At 63.7% G+C, this 15,745-nt stretch carries 14 protein-coding genes; 10 read left to right on the top strand and 4 right to left on the bottom strand.

What is annotated here, in order from left to right; genetic code table 11:
* Window positions 1-233 precede the first annotated feature (233 nt).
* Window positions 234-452 carry a 50S ribosomal protein L31 gene (gene rpmE, locus HU752_RS03005; RefSeq protein WP_017901761.1) on the bottom strand — a complete coding sequence of 73 codons (219 nt, stop codon included), beginning with the start codon at window positions 450-452 and terminating at the stop codon, window positions 234-236.
* A 165-nt stretch (window positions 453-617) separates the two neighbouring features.
* Between rpmE and HU752_RS03000 the strand changes: the two genes are divergently transcribed.
* The 10 genes from HU752_RS03000 (at window position 618) to HU752_RS02955 (ending at window position 13,599) form a co-directional block, all read left to right on the top strand.
* Entirely contained in the window at window positions 618-2,837 is a 2,220-nt protein-coding gene (locus tag HU752_RS03000) for a primosomal protein N' (RefSeq protein ID WP_186687226.1), read from the top strand.
* Window positions 2,838-3,076: 239 nt separating this feature from the next.
* Window positions 3,077-4,813 carry an arginine--tRNA ligase gene (argS, locus tag HU752_RS02995; RefSeq protein ID WP_186687229.1) on the top strand — a complete coding sequence of 579 codons (1,737 nt, stop codon included), beginning with the start codon at window positions 3,077-3,079 and terminating at the stop codon, window positions 4,811-4,813.
* 1 nt (window position 4,814) lies between these two features.
* Window positions 4,815-5,525, top strand: coding sequence for an SPOR domain-containing protein (locus HU752_RS02990; RefSeq protein ID WP_186687232.1), 711 nt, complete (start codon window positions 4,815-4,817; stop codon window positions 5,523-5,525).
* A 196-nt stretch (window positions 5,526-5,721) separates the two neighbouring features.
* Window positions 5,722-6,252 carry an ATP-dependent protease subunit HslV gene (gene hslV, locus HU752_RS02985; protein WP_017901757.1) on the top strand — a complete coding sequence of 177 codons (531 nt, stop codon included), beginning with the start codon at window positions 5,722-5,724 and terminating at the stop codon, window positions 6,250-6,252.
* Between the two features lie 54 nt (window positions 6,253-6,306).
* Window positions 6,307-7,644 carry an ATP-dependent protease ATPase subunit HslU gene (hslU, locus tag HU752_RS02980; RefSeq protein ID WP_186687235.1) on the top strand — a complete coding sequence of 446 codons (1,338 nt, stop codon included), beginning with the start codon at window positions 6,307-6,309 and terminating at the stop codon, window positions 7,642-7,644.
* 141 nt (window positions 7,645-7,785) lie between these two features.
* On the top strand, window positions 7,786-8,166 hold the full coding sequence (locus HU752_RS02975; protein WP_186687239.1) for a gamma-butyrobetaine hydroxylase family protein: 381 nt from the start codon (window positions 7,786-7,788) through the stop codon (window positions 8,164-8,166).
* 277 nt (window positions 8,167-8,443) lie between these two features.
* Window positions 8,444-10,123, top strand: a complete 1,680-nt coding sequence (gene phaC, locus HU752_RS02970; protein WP_186687242.1) for a class II poly(R)-hydroxyalkanoic acid synthase — start codon at window positions 8,444-8,446, stop codon at window positions 10,121-10,123.
* 136 nt (window positions 10,124-10,259) lie between these two features.
* Window positions 10,260-11,117, top strand: coding sequence for a poly(3-hydroxyalkanoate) depolymerase (gene phaZ, locus HU752_RS02965; RefSeq protein WP_186687245.1), 858 nt, complete (start codon window positions 10,260-10,262; stop codon window positions 11,115-11,117).
* Between the two features lie 126 nt (window positions 11,118-11,243).
* Window positions 11,244-12,926, top strand: a complete 1,683-nt coding sequence (phaC, locus tag HU752_RS02960) for a class II poly(R)-hydroxyalkanoic acid synthase (protein WP_186687247.1) — start codon at window positions 11,244-11,246, stop codon at window positions 12,924-12,926.
* 52 nt (window positions 12,927-12,978) lie between these two features.
* A complete protein-coding gene (locus tag HU752_RS02955; RefSeq protein WP_186687249.1) occupies window positions 12,979-13,599 on the top strand; it encodes a TetR/AcrR family transcriptional regulator in 621 nt (206 codons plus the stop codon).
* Window positions 13,600-13,923: 324 nt separating this feature from the next.
* Here HU752_RS02955 and HU752_RS02950 read toward each other — a convergent pair whose 3' ends face one another.
* The 3 genes from HU752_RS02950 to HU752_RS02940 form a co-directional block, all read right to left on the bottom strand.
* Window positions 13,924-14,829: a phasin family protein gene (locus tag HU752_RS02950; protein WP_186687251.1), complete on the bottom strand. Its 906-nt coding sequence runs from the start codon at window positions 14,827-14,829 to the stop codon at window positions 13,924-13,926.
* Window positions 14,830-14,839: 10 nt separating this feature from the next.
* Window positions 14,840-15,262 (bottom strand): phasin family protein, encoded by a 423-nt coding sequence (locus HU752_RS02945; protein WP_186687253.1) that lies wholly within the window; start codon window positions 15,260-15,262, stop codon window positions 14,840-14,842.
* Between the two features lie 190 nt (window positions 15,263-15,452).
* Entirely contained in the window at window positions 15,453-15,728 is a 276-nt protein-coding gene (locus tag HU752_RS02940; RefSeq protein ID WP_186687255.1) for a polyhydroxyalkanoic acid system family protein, read from the bottom strand.
* Window positions 15,729-15,745 lie beyond the last annotated feature (17 nt).

The raw sequence follows: 15,745 nt of genomic DNA, 5'->3' as shown, positions 1-15,745 counted from the left end.
GAGCCACGGAATACAAGGCGCCAACTGTTCACAATCGAGATTAAAAGTGTCTACAATTTTTCTCGAAAGGCCAGCTTGATCATCCCCCGATCACTTCAAGAATAGCAGCCGGCACGAACCTGCCCTGCCGATGGCCACCAGACAAGCAACCTTGCGCCCACAAAAAAGGCGCTCACAAGGAGCGCCTTCTTCATCAGCGTGGGACAGCCATTCAGGCCGCCCGGAAAAAAGCCTTAGGCCTTCTTCGCACCGAATGCACCGAAACGATCGGCGAACTTCTGAACGCGGCCGCCGGTGTCCAGAGTCTTCTGCTTACCGGTGTAGAACGGGTGGCACTCGTTGCACACGTCGATTGCCAGAGGCTTGGCGAAGGTCGAACGGGTTTCGAACTTGTTGCCGCAGCTGCAGGTCACAGCAACGACTGGGTATTCTGGATGAACGTCTGGTTTCATGGTGACTTCCTCGGCTAGCGTGCCGCCGCCCAACACTATTGTTGAACACCGCACGTAATTTAGCCGGCGATCATACCACCCTTGCAGAATGAAGCAAGCTGTCACCGACACCAGTCGTCTGCTAGGCTCGCGCCCTTCTTCATCGCCATTATCCGGGATCACCGCGTGTCCGAAGCCATCCTGCGCCTCGCCCTGCCTTCACCCCTGCGCCGCCTGTTCGATTACCAGGCGCCCAAGGGCGTGCCGCGCGGTGCCTTGCACCCGGGCATGCGACTACGGGTTCCTTTCGGGCGACGGGAAATGATCGGCATCCTGGTGGAGGTCGCCGAGCACAGCGAAGTCCCGGCCGAAAAGCTCAAGCCGGCACTGGCCCTGCTCGACACCAATCCGCCACTGCCACCAGAGCTGTTCAAGCTGTGCCTGTGGACCGCCCAGTACTACCAGCACAGCCTTGGCGACACCCTGAGCTGGGCCCTGCCCGTGCTGCTGCGTCAGGGCGAGCCTGCCGAGGCTCGCCAGGAGCGTTTCTGGTCGATGACACCCGGCGCACGCCTCGACGACCCGCGCATCGCCCGGGCACCACGCCAGCGCGAGGCGCTCGCCACCCTGGCCCAGCACCCCCACGGCGTGGCCCACCAACTGCTGGGCAAGCTGCAACTGAGCAAGGACAGTCTCGACCTGCTGCTGGCCAAGGAGCTGGTGCAAGTGGAAATCCGCCGCCATGCACCGGGCGAGCGCCATGAACACTGGCTGGCACAACCGGAACTGCCGCTCAACGAGGAGCAGCGCGCCGCCTGCACGGCGATCCGCGCCGGCTTCGACAGCTTTCATGCCTTCCTGCTGGCCGGCGTCACCGGCAGCGGCAAGACCGAGGTCTACCTGCAACTGATCCGCGAAACCCTCGAGGCCGGCAAGCAGGCCCTGGTGCTGATCCCCGAGATCAACCTCGGCCCACAGACCCTGGCGCGCTTCGAACAGCGCTTCAATGCCCGGATCGCCCTGCTGCACTCGGCCGTCAACGATCGCGAACGCCTGGATGCCTGGCTGGCGGCACGGGACGGCGAGGCCGACATCATCATCGGCACCCGCTCGGCGCTGTTCACGCCGATGAAGAACCCCGGGCTGATCATCATCGACGAGGAACACGACGGCTCCTATAAACAGCAGGAAGGCCTGCGCTATCACGCCCGCGACCTGGCGCTGGTGCGCGCCCGCCAGGAAAACATCCCGATCGTGCTGGGCTCCGCCACGCCATCCCTGGAAAGCCTGCACAACGCCCATATCGGTCGCTACGGGCTGCTGCGCCTGACCCAGCGCGCCGGCGGCGCCAAGGAGCCACGTTTCCTGCGCCTGGACGTAAAAAGCCGCCCACTGGACAGCGGCATCTCCGGCCCCATGCAACAGGCCATCGGCCAGACCCTCGCCGCCGGCCAGCAGGTGCTGGTGTTCCTCAACCGCCGCGGCTTCGCGCCGACGCTGCTGTGCCACGACTGTGGCTGGATGTCCGAATGCTCGCGCTGCGATGCGCGCATGACCGTGCACCAGCGCTACGGCGAACTGCGCTGCCACCATTGCGGCAACGTCGAGCGGGTACCGCGCAATTGCCCGCAATGCGGCAAGGTCGACCTGCGCCCGGTCGGCGCCGGGACCGAACGGGCCGAGGAGCGCCTGGCGATCCTGTTCCCCGACTACCCGGTATTGCGGGTCGACCGCGACAGCACGTCGCGCAAGGATGCGATGAACCAGCTGTTCGCGACCATCCAGAAAGGCCAGCCGTGCATCCTGGTGGGCACGCAGATGCTCGCCAAGGGCCATCACTTCCCCCGGGTGACCCTGGTGTCGATCCTCGACGCCGACGGCGGCCTGTTCTCCGGCGACTTCCGCGCCAGCGAGCGCATGGCCCAGCTGATCGTCCAGGTCGCAGGCCGGGCCGGGCGCGCCGAGGAGCCGGGCAAGGTGATCATCCAGACCCACCTGGCCGATCATCCGCTGCTGGTACAACTGACCGAACAGGGCTATTTCGCCTTCGCCGAGCAGGCCCTGAGCGAGCGCCGTGCCGCCGGCCTGCCGCCGTTCGCACACCTGGCCCTGTTGCGCGCCGAAGCCCACAAGCCGGGGCAGGCCGAGGGCTTTCTCGACGAGGCCTGCAGCGAGGCCGAACGCCTGCTGGCGGAAATGGAGTTGGGCGGCATCGAGCTGCTGGGGCCGGTCCCGGCCCCGATGGAACGCCGCGCCGGGCGCTTCCGCGCGCAACTGCTGCTGCAGGCCAACGCCCGCGCGCCGCTGCATCGCCTGCTGAGCCACTGGTTGCTGGTATTGGAACAGATGCCTGGCGGGCGCCAGGTCAGATGGTCGCTGGATGTCGATCCGGTGGATCTGTATTGACCGGGATGACCCTTTCGCGGGCAAGTCGGATCGCCGCCCGCCCGCTCCTACAAGGTCGGCGTCGAGCACAAAACTCGTGTACGGCACGGACCTGTAGGAGCGTGGCTTGCCCGCGAAGGGGCCCTCAAGCACACCACAAGTCCGCAACCGGTTGGCAAGCTCGCCCCGGCAACGGATAATGCCCAGTTTTTCAACCTGCGCCTTGGGCGCCGCCGCGCACGCGGTCGAAAGAGAAGACCATGAAAGACACCATTCGCCAGCTGATCCAGCAAGCCCTCACCCAACTCGTCACCGAAGGTGTGTTGCCTGAAGGCCTGACGCCGGCGATCCAGGTCGAGAATACCCGTGACAAGACCCACGGTGACTTCGCCAGCAACATCGCCATGATGCTGGCCAAGCCGGCCGGCCTGAAACCGCGCGACCTGGCGGAAAAGCTGATCGCCGCCCTGCCGGCCGACGAGAACGTCAGCAAGGCGGAAATCGCCGGCCCTGGCTTCATCAACTTCTTCCAGAACACCCAGGCCCTGGCCTCGCGCCTGGATGCCGCCCTGACCGATGCCAGACTCGGCGTACGCAAGGCCGGCGCGGCCCAGCGCACCGTGGTCGACCTGTCGGCACCGAACCTGGCCAAGGAAATGCACGTCGGTCACCTGCGCTCGACCATTATCGGCGACGGCGTGGCGCGAGTCCTGGAGTTCCTCGGCGACACCGTGATCCGCCAGAACCACGTCGGCGACTGGGGCACCCAGTTCGGCATGCTGATGGCCTACCTGCAGGAAAACCCGATCACCAGCGACGAGCTGTCGGACCTGGAGAACTTCTACCGCGCCGCCAAGCAGCGCTTCGACGAGTCGCCCGAATTCGCCGACCGCGCCCGTGGCCTGGTGGTCAAGCTGCAGGCCGGCGACGCCGAATGCCTGGCCCTGTGGACCCGTTTCAAGGACATTTCGCTGTCCCACTGCCAGAAGATCTACGAACTGCTCAACGTCAAGCTGACCATGGCCGACGTCATGGGTGAAAGCGCCTACAACGATGACCTGATCAACGTGGTCAACGACCTCAAGGCCGCCGGCATGCTGGTCGAAAGCAATGGCGCCCAGTGCGTGTTCCTCGACGAGTTCAAGAACGCCGAAGGCGAACCGCTGCCAGTGATCATCGTCAAGGCCGACGGCGGCTACCTCTATGCCACCACCGACCTGGCCGCCGTGCGCTACCGCAGCCGCCAGCTCAAGGCCGACCGCGCTCTGTACTTCGTCGACCAGCGCCAGGCCCTGCACTTCCAGCAGGTGTTCGCCGTGGCCCGCAAGGCCGGCTTCGTGACCCACCCGATGGAAATGGAGCACATGGGTTTCGGCACCATGAACGGCGCCGATGGCCGTCCGTTCAAGACCCGCGACGGTGGCACGGTCAAGCTGATCGACCTGCTGACCGAGGCCCGCGAGCGGGCCTACAACCTGGTCAAGGAAAAGAACCCGGACCTGGCCGAGGCCGAACTGCGCGAGATCGCCCGCGTCGTGGGCATCGGCGCGGTGAAATACGCCGACCTGTCCAAGCACCGCACCAGCGACTACAGCTTCAACTTCGACCTGATGCTGAACTTCGAAGGCAATACCGCACCTTACCTGCTGTACGCCTACACCCGCGTATCCGGCGTGTTCCGCAAGCTGGGCAAGGACTTCAGCGAAGTCGACGGCCAGATCGTGCTCGAAGCCGCCCACGAACAGGAACTGGCGGCGAAGCTGGCGCAGTTCTGCGAAGTGCTCAATAGCGTCGCCGAGAAAGGCACGCCGCACATCCTCTGCACCTACCTGTACGATGTCGCCGGCCTGTTCTCCAGCTTCTACGAGAACTGCCCGATCCTCAGCGCCGACACCCCGGCCCGCATGCAGAGCCGCCTGCGCCTGGCGGCCCTGAGCGGTCGCACCCTCAAGCAAGGCCTGGAGCTGCTGGGCCTGGAAACCCTGGAGCGCATGTAAGTTGGCCGCGAAGAAAAAACCCGCACCGAAACGCGGCGCCAGCCGCTACCAGGCCCCCGAGAAAAAACCGATCCCGGGCTGGCTGTGGCTGGCCATCGGGCTCGGCGTCGGCGCCTTCATCGTGTTCCTGATGAAACTGGAGCCGGGCAAGGGGGACGACGTCAAGCGGGTCAAGCAGGAACAGCAAAAGGCGACCCGGATCGCCGAGGCCAACAAGACGCCGCCAAGCCCGACCCAACCGGTGAAGCCCAAGTACGACTTCTACACGCTGCTGCCGGAATCGGAAGTCATCGTGCCGCCGGAAGCCGTGCCGGAGAAAACCCTGCCGACGCCGCAGACCGTGCCGACCCCGCAAACCCCGGTGACCCCGGCCGAAGCGGCCAAGATCGACACTGCGCGAGCCCAGGCGGCGCTGGCCGGGATCACCCCGCCACCGCCACCACCGGTGGCCAAGGCAGAGCCGGCGGCGGTGACGAAGTTCTTCCTGCAGGCTGGCTCGTTCCGCAAGGAAGCCGATGCCGACAAGGTCCGCGCGCAGATCATCCTGCTCGGCCAGGCGGTCTCGGTCGAGTCCGGTACGGTGAAGGACGAGACCTGGTATCGGGTCCTGGTCGGTCCGTTCAGCAACCGCGAACAACTGACCACGGCACAGAAACAGCTGGCCGCCAGCGGCTTCAGCAATCTGTTGTTACAACAACGCCAGAGCCGCTGACCTGCCGAAACGCTGCGGGCTTCCAACCCACTCGGAGCCCCGCAGCCCTTCCTCTGTGAGGGCCCTTTCCCACAGAGTTGTGCACATCCGCCCTACACCGCTTGTCCCTCAACCCTACCCAAGGTTGAAAATCCCTCCACGACCCCCATATGAGTTTCCATCAGGCATTTTCGCCCCGCTGCGTGGAGACACTCCCTTGACCACCATCGTTTCAGTTCGCCGCCACGGCAAAGTCGTCATGGGTGGCGACGGCCAGGTTTCCCTCGGCAATACCGTCATGAAAGGCAACGCCAAGAAGGTCCGCCGTCTCTACCACGGCCAGGTTCTCGCCGGTTTCGCCGGTGCCACCGCCGACGCCTTCACCCTGTTCGAACGTTTCGAGGGCCAGCTCGAGAAACACCAGGGCCACCTGGTCCGTGCCGCCGTCGAACTGGCCAAGGAATGGCGTACCGACCGTTCCCTGAGCCGCCTGGAAGCCATGCTGGCGGTTGCCAACAAGGACGCTTCGCTGATCATCACCGGCAACGGCGACGTGGTCGAGCCGGAACATGGCCTGATCGCCATGGGCTCAGGCGGCAACTATGCCCAGGCCGCCGCCAGCGCCCTGCTGAAGAAGACCGACCTGTCGGCCCGCGAAATCGTCGAGACCGCCCTCGGGATTGCCGGCGACATTTGCGTATTCACCAATCACCACTTCACTATTGAGGAGCAGGACCTCGCGGAATAAGGAGTGCCAGACCTGTGCCCACCCTGACCCCTACCGCTTGAGGCCCCACATATCATGTCCATGACTCCCCGCGAGATCGTCCACGAACTCAACCGCCATATCATCGGCCAGGACGATGCCAAGCGCGCTGTCGCCATTGCCCTGCGCAACCGTTGGCGCCGCATGCAGCTCCCTGAAGAGCTGCGCGTTGAAGTCACGCCCAAGAACATCCTGATGATCGGCCCAACCGGCGTCGGCAAGACCGAAATCGCCCGGCGCCTGGCCAAGCTGGCCAACGCCCCGTTCATCAAGGTCGAAGCGACCAAGTTCACCGAAGTCGGTTATGTCGGGCGCGACGTCGAATCGATCATCCGCGACCTGGCGGATGCCGCGATCAAGCTGCTGCGCGAGCAGGAGATGGTCAAGGTCCGTCACCGTGCCGAGGACGCTGCCGAGGAACGCATTCTCGACGCCCTGCTGCCTCCGGCCCGCTCCGGGTTCAACGAGGAAGCCGCACCGGCCCAGGACTCCAACACCCGCCAGCTGTTCCGCAAGCGCCTGCGCGAAGGCCAGCTGGACGACAAGGAGATCGAGATCGAAGTCGCCGAGAACACCGGCGTCGATATCTCCGCGCCACCCGGCATGGAAGAGATGACCAACCAGTTGCAGAGCCTGTTCGCCAACATGGGCAAGGGCAAGCGCAAGAGCCGCAAGCTCAAGGTCAAGGAAGCGCTCAAGCTGGTACGCGACGAGGAAGCCGGACGCCTGGTCAACGACGAGGAACTCAAGGCCAAGGCCCTCGAGGCGGTCGAGCAGAACGGTATCGTGTTCATCGACGAGATCGACAAGGTCGCCAAGCGCGGCAATGTCGGCGGCGCCGATGTGTCCCGTGAAGGCGTGCAGCGCGACCTGCTGCCGCTGATCGAAGGCTGCACCGTCAATACCAAGCTGGGCATGGTCAAGACCGACCACATCCTGTTCATCGCTTCCGGTGCGTTCCACCTGAGCAAGCCGAGCGACCTGGTTCCCGAGCTGCAAGGCCGCCTGCCGATCCGTGTCGAACTCAAGGCGCTGAGCCCGGAAGACTTCGAGCGCATCCTCAGCGAGCCGCACGCGTCGCTGACCGAGCAGTATCGCGAACTGCTGAAGACCGAAGGCCTGAACATCGAATTCCAGCCGGAGGGCATCAAGCGCCTGGCGGAGATCGCCTGGCAGGTCAACGAGAAGACCGAGAACATCGGTGCCCGTCGCCTGCACACGCTGCTGGAGCGCTTGCTCGAGGAAGTCTCGTTCAGCGCGGGTGACATGGCCGGAGCCCAGGGCGCCGAGCCACTGCGGATCGACGCCGACTACGTCAACAGCCACCTCGGCGAATTGGCGCAGAACGAAGACCTGTCGCGGTATATCCTGTAAGAAATACCGCTCCCCCTCTTTTCCGTGGGAGCGGGCTTGCCCGCGAAGGGGCCCTGAAGGCCGCCCAAAAGCTTCGCAGGCAAGCCCGCTCCCACAAAAAAAGAGGGGGAAGGCTCTTACATCGACAGGTCCGCGCTCGTCATGACTACCCGAATTCCCACCGCCATCAACCTGCACAAAGCCTCGAAGACCCTGACCCTCAAGTACGGTCCGAACGAGGAATACCACCTGCCCGCCGAGTTCCTGCGGGTGCACTCCCCCTCCGCCGAGGTCCAGGGCCACGGCCAGCCGATCCTGCAGTTCGGCAAGCTCAACGTCGGCCTGAGCAAGCTCGAACCCGCCGGCCAGTACGCACTGAAACTGACCTTCGACGACGGCCATGACAGCGGCCTGTTCACCTGGGACTACCTCTATCAACTCGCCTGTCGTCAGGATGACTTGTGGGCCGAGTATCTTGCCGAACTCAAGGCAGCCGGAAAATCCCGCGACCCTTCCGAGTCGATCGTCAAGCTGATGCTCTAGCGACCTGTGCGAATTCGCCACACAGGCCTCTGGAACGGTCACCTTGCCATTTGGGGCGTATTTTCTAATCTGTTCTGATCCAATACCCGGAAGCAGCGGCTGACGTTCGGCCCGCTTGCGAAAAAAATTAAACTCGGGTAACCAATGGACTTGGCAAGTCCCGTGCATTTAACGATGCGCAATCAACCGGTCACCCGAGCAGCAGTACTTGGCATTCGTTGTGCCTGGTCGCACAGTGTTTACCCGGTACTCGTCTCAGGACAATGGAGCGTCGTAGATGAGTGACAAGAACAACGATGACCTCAAGCGTCAGGCCTCGGAAAATACCCTGGGCCTGAACCCCGTCGTCGGCTTGCGTAGAAAGGATCTTCTGACTTCTGCACGAATGGTATTGGCCCAGACCCTCCGGCAACCCATTCACAGCGCCAGGCACGTCGCCCATTTCGGCGTCGAACTGAAGAACGTGCTGTTCGGCAAATCCGAGCTGCAACCGGAAAGCGACGACCGCCGCTTCGTCGATCCGGCCTGGAGCCAGAACCCGCTCTACAAACGTTACCTGCAAACCTACCTGGCCTGGCGCAAGGAACTCCATGACTGGATCGACGACAGCTCGCTCTCGCCCCAGGACATCAGCCGCGGGCACTTCGTCATCAACCTGCTGACCGAGGCCATGGCCCCGACCAACACCGCAGCCAACCCGGCGGCGATCAAGCGTTTCTTCGAGACCGGCGGCAAGAGCCTGCTCGACGGCCTGTCGAACCTCGCCAAGGACCTGGTGCACAACGGCGGCATGCCCAGCCAGGTCAACATGAGCGCCTTCGAGGTCGGCAAGAACCTCGGCACCAGCGAAGGCGCGGTGGTGTTTCGCAACGACGTGCTGGAACTGATCCAGTACGGACCGACCACCGAACAGGTGCATGAGCGTCCACTGCTGGTGGTGCCGCCACAGATCAACAAGTTCTACGTCTTCGACCTCAGCCCGGACAAGAGCCTGGCGCGTTTCTGCCTGCGCAGCCACCAGCAGACCTTCATCATCAGCTGGCGCAACCCGACCAAGGCGCAGCGCGAGTGGGGCCTGTCGACCTACATCGAGGCGCTCAAGGAGGCCGTCGACGTGGTCTGCGCGATCACCGGCAGCAAGGACCTCAACATGCTCGGCGCCTGCTCCGGTGGCATCACCTGCACCGCCCTGCTCGGTCATTACGCGGCCCTTGGCGAGAAGAAGGTCAGCTCCCTGACCCTGCTGGTCAGTGTGCTCGATACCACCCTGGACACCCAGGTCGCACTGTTCGTCGACGAACAGACCCTCGAGGCCGCCAAGCGCCACTCGTACCAGCAGGGCGTACTGGAGGGCAGCGACATGGCGAAGGTGTTCGCCTGGATGCGCCCCAACGACCTGATCTGGAACTACTGGGTCAACAACTACCTGCTGGGCAACGAGCCGCCGATCTTCGACATCCTGTTCTGGAACAACGACACCACCCGCCTGCCCGCCGCATTTCACGGTGACCTGATCGAAATGTTCAAGAACAACCCACTGGTACGCGCCGATGCCCTGGAAGTGTGCGGCACGCCGATCGACCTGAAGAAAGTCGACGCCGACATCTTCGCCCTGGCCGGTACCAACGATCACATCACCCCCTGGAAGTCCTGCTACAAGTCGGCGCAATTGTTCGGCGGCAAGGTCGAATTCGTGCTCTCGAGCAGCGGACATATCCAGAGCATCCTCAACCCGCCTGGCAACCCCAAGTCCCGCTACATGACCAACGACGAAATGCCGGCCAGGGCCGAGGACTGGCAGGAGAACTCCACCAAGCATACCGACTCCTGGTGGCTGCATTGGCAGGCGTGGCTGGCGGCCCGCTCGGGCAAGCTGAAGAAGGCACCGACCAGCCTGGGCAACAAGGCGCACCCACCGGCCGAGGCGGCGCCGGGCACTTACGTGCACGAGCGCTAGACCGACTTCCTTCTTGTAGGAGCGTGGCTTGCCCGCGAAGCTTTCAGCGGTCTCGCGGCCGCATTCGCAGGCAAGCCATACTCCTGCAGAGGGCAGTGTCGAAGCAGAAAGCCGACTCAACCACAGGGCTTGCAGTATGCCGCAACCGTTCATTTTCAAAACCATCGAGCTGGACGGCCAGACCATCCGTACCGCGGTTCGCCCCGGCAAGCCACACCTGACGCCGCTGTTGATCTTCAACGGCATCGGCGCCAACCTGGAGCTGGTGTTTCCGTTCGTCCAGGCGCTGGACCCGGACCTGGAAGTGATCGCCTTCGACGTCCCCGGCGTCGGTGGCTCGTCCACGCCAAACCGTCCCTATCGTTTTCCCGGACTGGCCAAGCTCAGTGCGCGGATGCTCGACTACCTGGACTATGGCCAGGTCAACGCAGTCGGCGTGTCCTGGGGCGGGGCACTGGCCCAGCAGTTCGCCCATGACTATCCGGAGCGCTGCAAGAAGCTGATCCTGGCCGCTACCGCTGCCGGGGCGATCATGGTTCCAGGCAAGCCCAAGGTGCTTTGGAACATGGCCAGCCCGCGCCGCTACATCCAGCCATCCCACGTCATCCGCATCGCCCCGACCATCTACGGCGGTGCCTTCCGCCGCGATCCGCACCTGGCCGCCGAACACGCCGCCAAGGTGCGCTCGGCCGGCAAGCTGGGCTACTACTGGCAATTGTTCGCCGGGCTCGGCTGGACCAGCATCCACTGGTTGCACAAGATCCGCCAGCCGACCCTGGTCCTGGCCGGCGACGATGATCCGCTCATTCCGCTGATCAATATGCGCCTGCTGGCCTGGCGTATTCCCAATGCCCAGCTACACATAATCGATGACGGCCATTTGTTCCTGATCACCCGTGCCGAAGCCGTGGCGCCCATCATCATGAAGTTCCTCCAGGAAGAACGTCAGCGGGCCGTCATGCATCCGCAGCCGGCGCCATTCAAGAGCACCTGAGGCGGCCTGTCCGCCAGGCGCCCTGCGGCAGGACGTCGACAGGGCACAACAGCACCGGGCAGAGGACCGTCCCGGGCTGGCGCGATGTAACGGTTGATCAGCTTGATGACGAAGGAGTGTTGATTCATGCCAGAAAAATCAGCGACGGGGGCGCTCCCCGCGCCCGCTGCGCCCACCCATGTACAGAGTGCGATCACCGGTCTGCGTGGCCAGGATCTGTTTTCCACCCTGCGCAATGTCGCCACCCATGGCCTGCGCAATCCGGTGCACACGGCCAGGCATGCGATCGCCCTGGGCAACCAGCTGGGCAAGGTGCTGCTCGGCGAGACACCGCACCAGCCATGCCCGCGTGACCCACGCTTCCGCGACCCGGCGTGGAGCCTGAACCCGTTCTACCGGCGTGGACTGCAAGCCTACCTGGCCTGGCAGACCCAGGTCCGGCACTGGATCGACGACAGCCGGATGAACGACGACGACCGCGCCCGGGCACACTTCGTCTTCAACCTGCTCAACGATGCCGTGGCGCCGTCCAATACCCTGCTGAACCCGCTGGCGATCAAGGAGCTGTTCAACTCCGGCGGCAACAGCCTGGTGCGCGGCATCAGCCATCTCTTCAACGACATGCTGCACAACAACGGCCTGCCCAGCCAGGTCACCAAGCACTCCTTCGAGGTCGGCAAGACCCTCGCCGTCACCCAGGGTTCGGTGGTGTTTCGCAACGAGGTGCTGGAGCTGATCCAGTACCGGCCCATGAGCGAAAAGCAGTACGCCAAGCCACTGCTGATCGTGCCGCCGCAGATCAACAAGTACTACATCTTCGACCTGAGCCCAGCCAACAGCTTGGTGCAATACGCCCTGAAGAACAGCCTGCAGGTGTTCATCATCAGCTGGCGCAACCCCGACATCCGCCACCGCGAGTGGGGGCTTTCGACCTACGTCGAGGCAGTGGAAGAGGCCATGAACGTCTGCCGGAGCATTACCGCCAGCCGCGAGGTCAGCCTGGTCGGTGCCTGTGCCGGAGGCCTGACCATCGCCGCCCTGCAGGGCTACCTGCTGAGCAAGCGCCAACTGCGCCGGGTCGCCAGCGCCACCTACCTGGTCAGCCTGCTCGACAGCCGGCTGGATACCCCGGCGACCCTGTTCGTTGACGAACAGACCCTCGAGGCCGCCAAGCGCCGTTCCTACCAGCAAGGTGTGCTGGATGGCCGCGACATGGCCAAGGTGTTCGCCTGGATGCGGCCCAACGACCTGATCTGGAACTACTGGGTCAACAACTACCTGCTGGGCAAGGAGCCGCCGGCCTTCGACATCCTCTACTGGAACAACGACCACACCCGTCTGCCGGCCGCCCTGCATGGCGACCTGCTGGATCTGTTCAAGCACAACCCGCTCAGCCACCCCGGTGGGCTGGAGGTCTGTGGCACGCCCATCGACCTGCAGAAAGTCACGGTCGACAGTTTCAGTGTCGGTGGCATCAACGACCACATCACGCCGTGGGACGCGGTCTATCGCTCGACGCTGCTGCTGGGGGGAGAGCGCCGCTTCGTGCTGTCCAACAGCGGCCATATCCAGAGCATCCTCAACCCGCCAGGCAACCCCAAGGCCAACTACATCGATAACCTCAAGCTGAGCAGCGACCCGCGTGCCTGGTACTACGATGGCAAGCAGGTACAGGGCAGCTGGTGGCCGCAATGGCTGGAATGGCTCCAGGCACGCTCCGGCGCCCTGAAGGACAGCCAGTTGGCCCTCGGCAATGCCAAGTACCCCACCATGGAGGCTGCACCCGGCACCTATGTGCGGGTGCGTTGACTATCACCGGACACGGCTGCCCGGCAGCCGTGGCTAGACCTAAGAAGACTGGATGAAAACCCGCGACCGGATTCTTGAATGCACGCTGCAACTGTTCAACCAGAAAGGCGAACCGAATGTCTCGACCATGGAGATCGCCAATGAAATGGGGATCAGCCCGGGTAACCTGTACTACCACTTCCATGGCAAGGAACCCCTGGTGCTCGGTCTCTTCGAGCGCTTCCAGGCGGAGCTGACCCCGTTGCTCGACCCGCCGGCGGACGTCGAGCTGGCGCCCGAGGACTACTGGTTCTTCCTGCACCTGATCGTCGAGCGCCTGGCCCAATACCGCTTCCTGTTCCAGGACCTGTCCAACCTGGCCAGCCGCCTGCCCAAGCTGGCCCGGGGCATTCGCAACCTGCTCAACGCCCTCAAGCGCACCCTGGCCTCACTGCTCGCGCGGCTGAAAGCCCAGGGGTTCATCCTCAGCGAAACCCAGGCACTCGGGCAACTGGTCGAGCAGATCACCCTGACCCTGCTGTTTTCACTGGACTACCAGCGGATCCTGGGGCGCGAGGGCGAGGTGCGGCTGGTGGTGTACCAGATCATGATGCTGGTGGCGCCACACCTGCTGCCGCCGGCACGGCTGGCGACCGAGCGGATGGCCCTGCGTTATCTCGAAGACCACGAATAGAACACCGTCCCGTGAGAGCCAACTGTCTTTAACTCACCGCCGATAAGCGGTAGAGAACGCCCTGCCCTCTTCGCGGATAAATCCGGCTCCCACAAGGTAACGTGCCGACCACACATCTTGTGATCGACGCAGAACCGTGGGAGCCGGATTCATCCGCGAAGACGTTGGCGCCCACTGCGACGTCTTCGCGTGCATACACCAACATTGCATACGACTCGCCTCTGCAAAAGCCGGGCTTGCCCGCGAAGAGGCCAGACCTGAGCCCCCCCAAACAAAAACGCCCGACCTTCACAGGCCGGGCGTTTTCATGACACCAAATGCCACTCAGGACTGAGAGGTCGGCGCCGATGGAGCTGGGGTCGCAGCCGGAGCGGCGGCGGTGGCCGGGGCCACCGAGTTGGTGGTGGCTGGGGCCACTGCCGGTTTTGCGGCGGCGGGGGCCGCAGGCTTGGCTACGGCTGCCGGCTTCGCTGCTGCGGGCTTGGCCGCTGCCGGTTTTTTCGCAGCGGCTGGCTTCGCGGCAGGTTTGGCCGCCGGTTTTGCAGCAGCGGGTTTCGCCGCAGGCTTGGTTGCCGGTTTCGCCGCAGGCTTGGCCGCAACCGGCTTGGCTGCAGGCTTCGTGGCAGGTTTGGCTGCCGCCGTCTTGGCAGCGGGTTTTGCGGCCGGCTTGGCCGCAGGTTTCGCTGCTGGCTTGGCCGCCGCGGTTTTGGCCGCGGGCTTGGCGGCTGGTTTAGCGGCTGCGGCCTTGGCCAGCGGTTTGGCTGCCGTCTTCGCCGCAGGCTTGGCTGCCGCCGTCTTCGTTGCCACCGGCGTCACTTTCTGGCCAGTGAGTTGCTCGATCTGCTTGGTCAGGGTGTCGACCTTGCTGTGCAGCGCCTTCACTTCATGGCGGCTGGGCACGCCCAGGCGCGAGATGGCGCTGTTCAGACGCTTGTCGAACGCCTCTTCCAGCTCGTCCCACTTGCCCAGCGCGCGCTCCTTGACGCCAGTGATGCGCGACTTGGCGGAACCGGCAGAGTCCTTGGCCGCCTCGACGGTCTTGCCAACGGCGCTCTTGGTCAGTTTCTCGGCCTTCTCGCCATCCTTGACCAGGCTCTCGAAGAGCTTGCTGCCGTCACTGTCGATTTTCGAGTACACGCCTAAACCGGCAAGCCAGATCTTGCGGGAGTATTCCTCAACCTTCCCGATCCACGAGCTGCCTTCTTTCTCAGTATTCTTTTTGCCAGCCATCCCGTTCTCCTTAATGTTTACGCGCGACACGTTCGAGCAATGCCGTCAACTCATCGAGCTTAGCAGAGAGTGCCTCAACGTCATGTTTAGACGGAATCCCGATACGATTCAAGGCACTGGCGACTCGGCTGTCGAAGGCTTTCTCGACCTTGTCCAGTTGCACTTCGACCCGGCCCTTGAGGCCACCGACGTCGCTCTTGACGTTATCGATCTGGCTGTTGGCGGCTTCAAGCTTCGCATCGACAGCCTTTTTGCCTTCCTTTTCAACCACTTGGCCGGCCTTGACGAGTTCCTGGAAGTACTCGCTGCCTTCCTTGCCGACCTTGGCGTAGGCGCCCAGGCCCGCCAACCAGATCTTGCGGGCATAGAGTTTCACTTCAGCCAGGGCGGTGGGCTGAACGTCGGATTTTTTCTTCAGACTGACTTTGGCCATGGTGCACCTCACACGTGAACGGTTGGAGGAACTGCCCGCGCAAACGGGGACTGGAACACAAAGTAGTGACAAAAATTAGAATGGGCACCCTAACCGATGTGGCCAAGGTTCACTTCTGGGAACCGCACTCCCCCGTGGGAGCCGGACTCCCACCGGGTTGACCCCCCGTGCAGGGTCGGCTCACGCCGATTCAGGCCAGCGCCTTGTCCAGCGCCTTCTCGATCTCGCTCTTGATGGTGCCGCTCATGGCCGACATCAACATCCCCAGCTCGACATCGACCCTGATGCGATCCTCGCCGATCTTCACCTCGCCAGTGACACCGGAACGCTTGAGGCTGACGGTATCACCCGACCAGCTCGGCGCCAGGCCATACTGGTCGGCCAGTTTCTGCACCAGCGCCTCGGCTTTCCCACGAGCGCCTGCCAGACCAAGGTGGTGGGTACGCTCGACACTAATCCGGGCCATCGCTTGACTCCTGTTCC

Origin of the sequence: Pseudomonas vanderleydeniana (genome assembly GCF_014268755.2) — a bacterium.
GTDB classification, from domain to species: domain Bacteria; phylum Pseudomonadota; class Gammaproteobacteria; order Pseudomonadales; family Pseudomonadaceae; genus Aquipseudomonas; species Aquipseudomonas vanderleydeniana.
The sequence above is the reverse complement of the archived record's forward strand: the minus strand, read 5'-3'. Positions and strand labels throughout refer to the sequence as shown.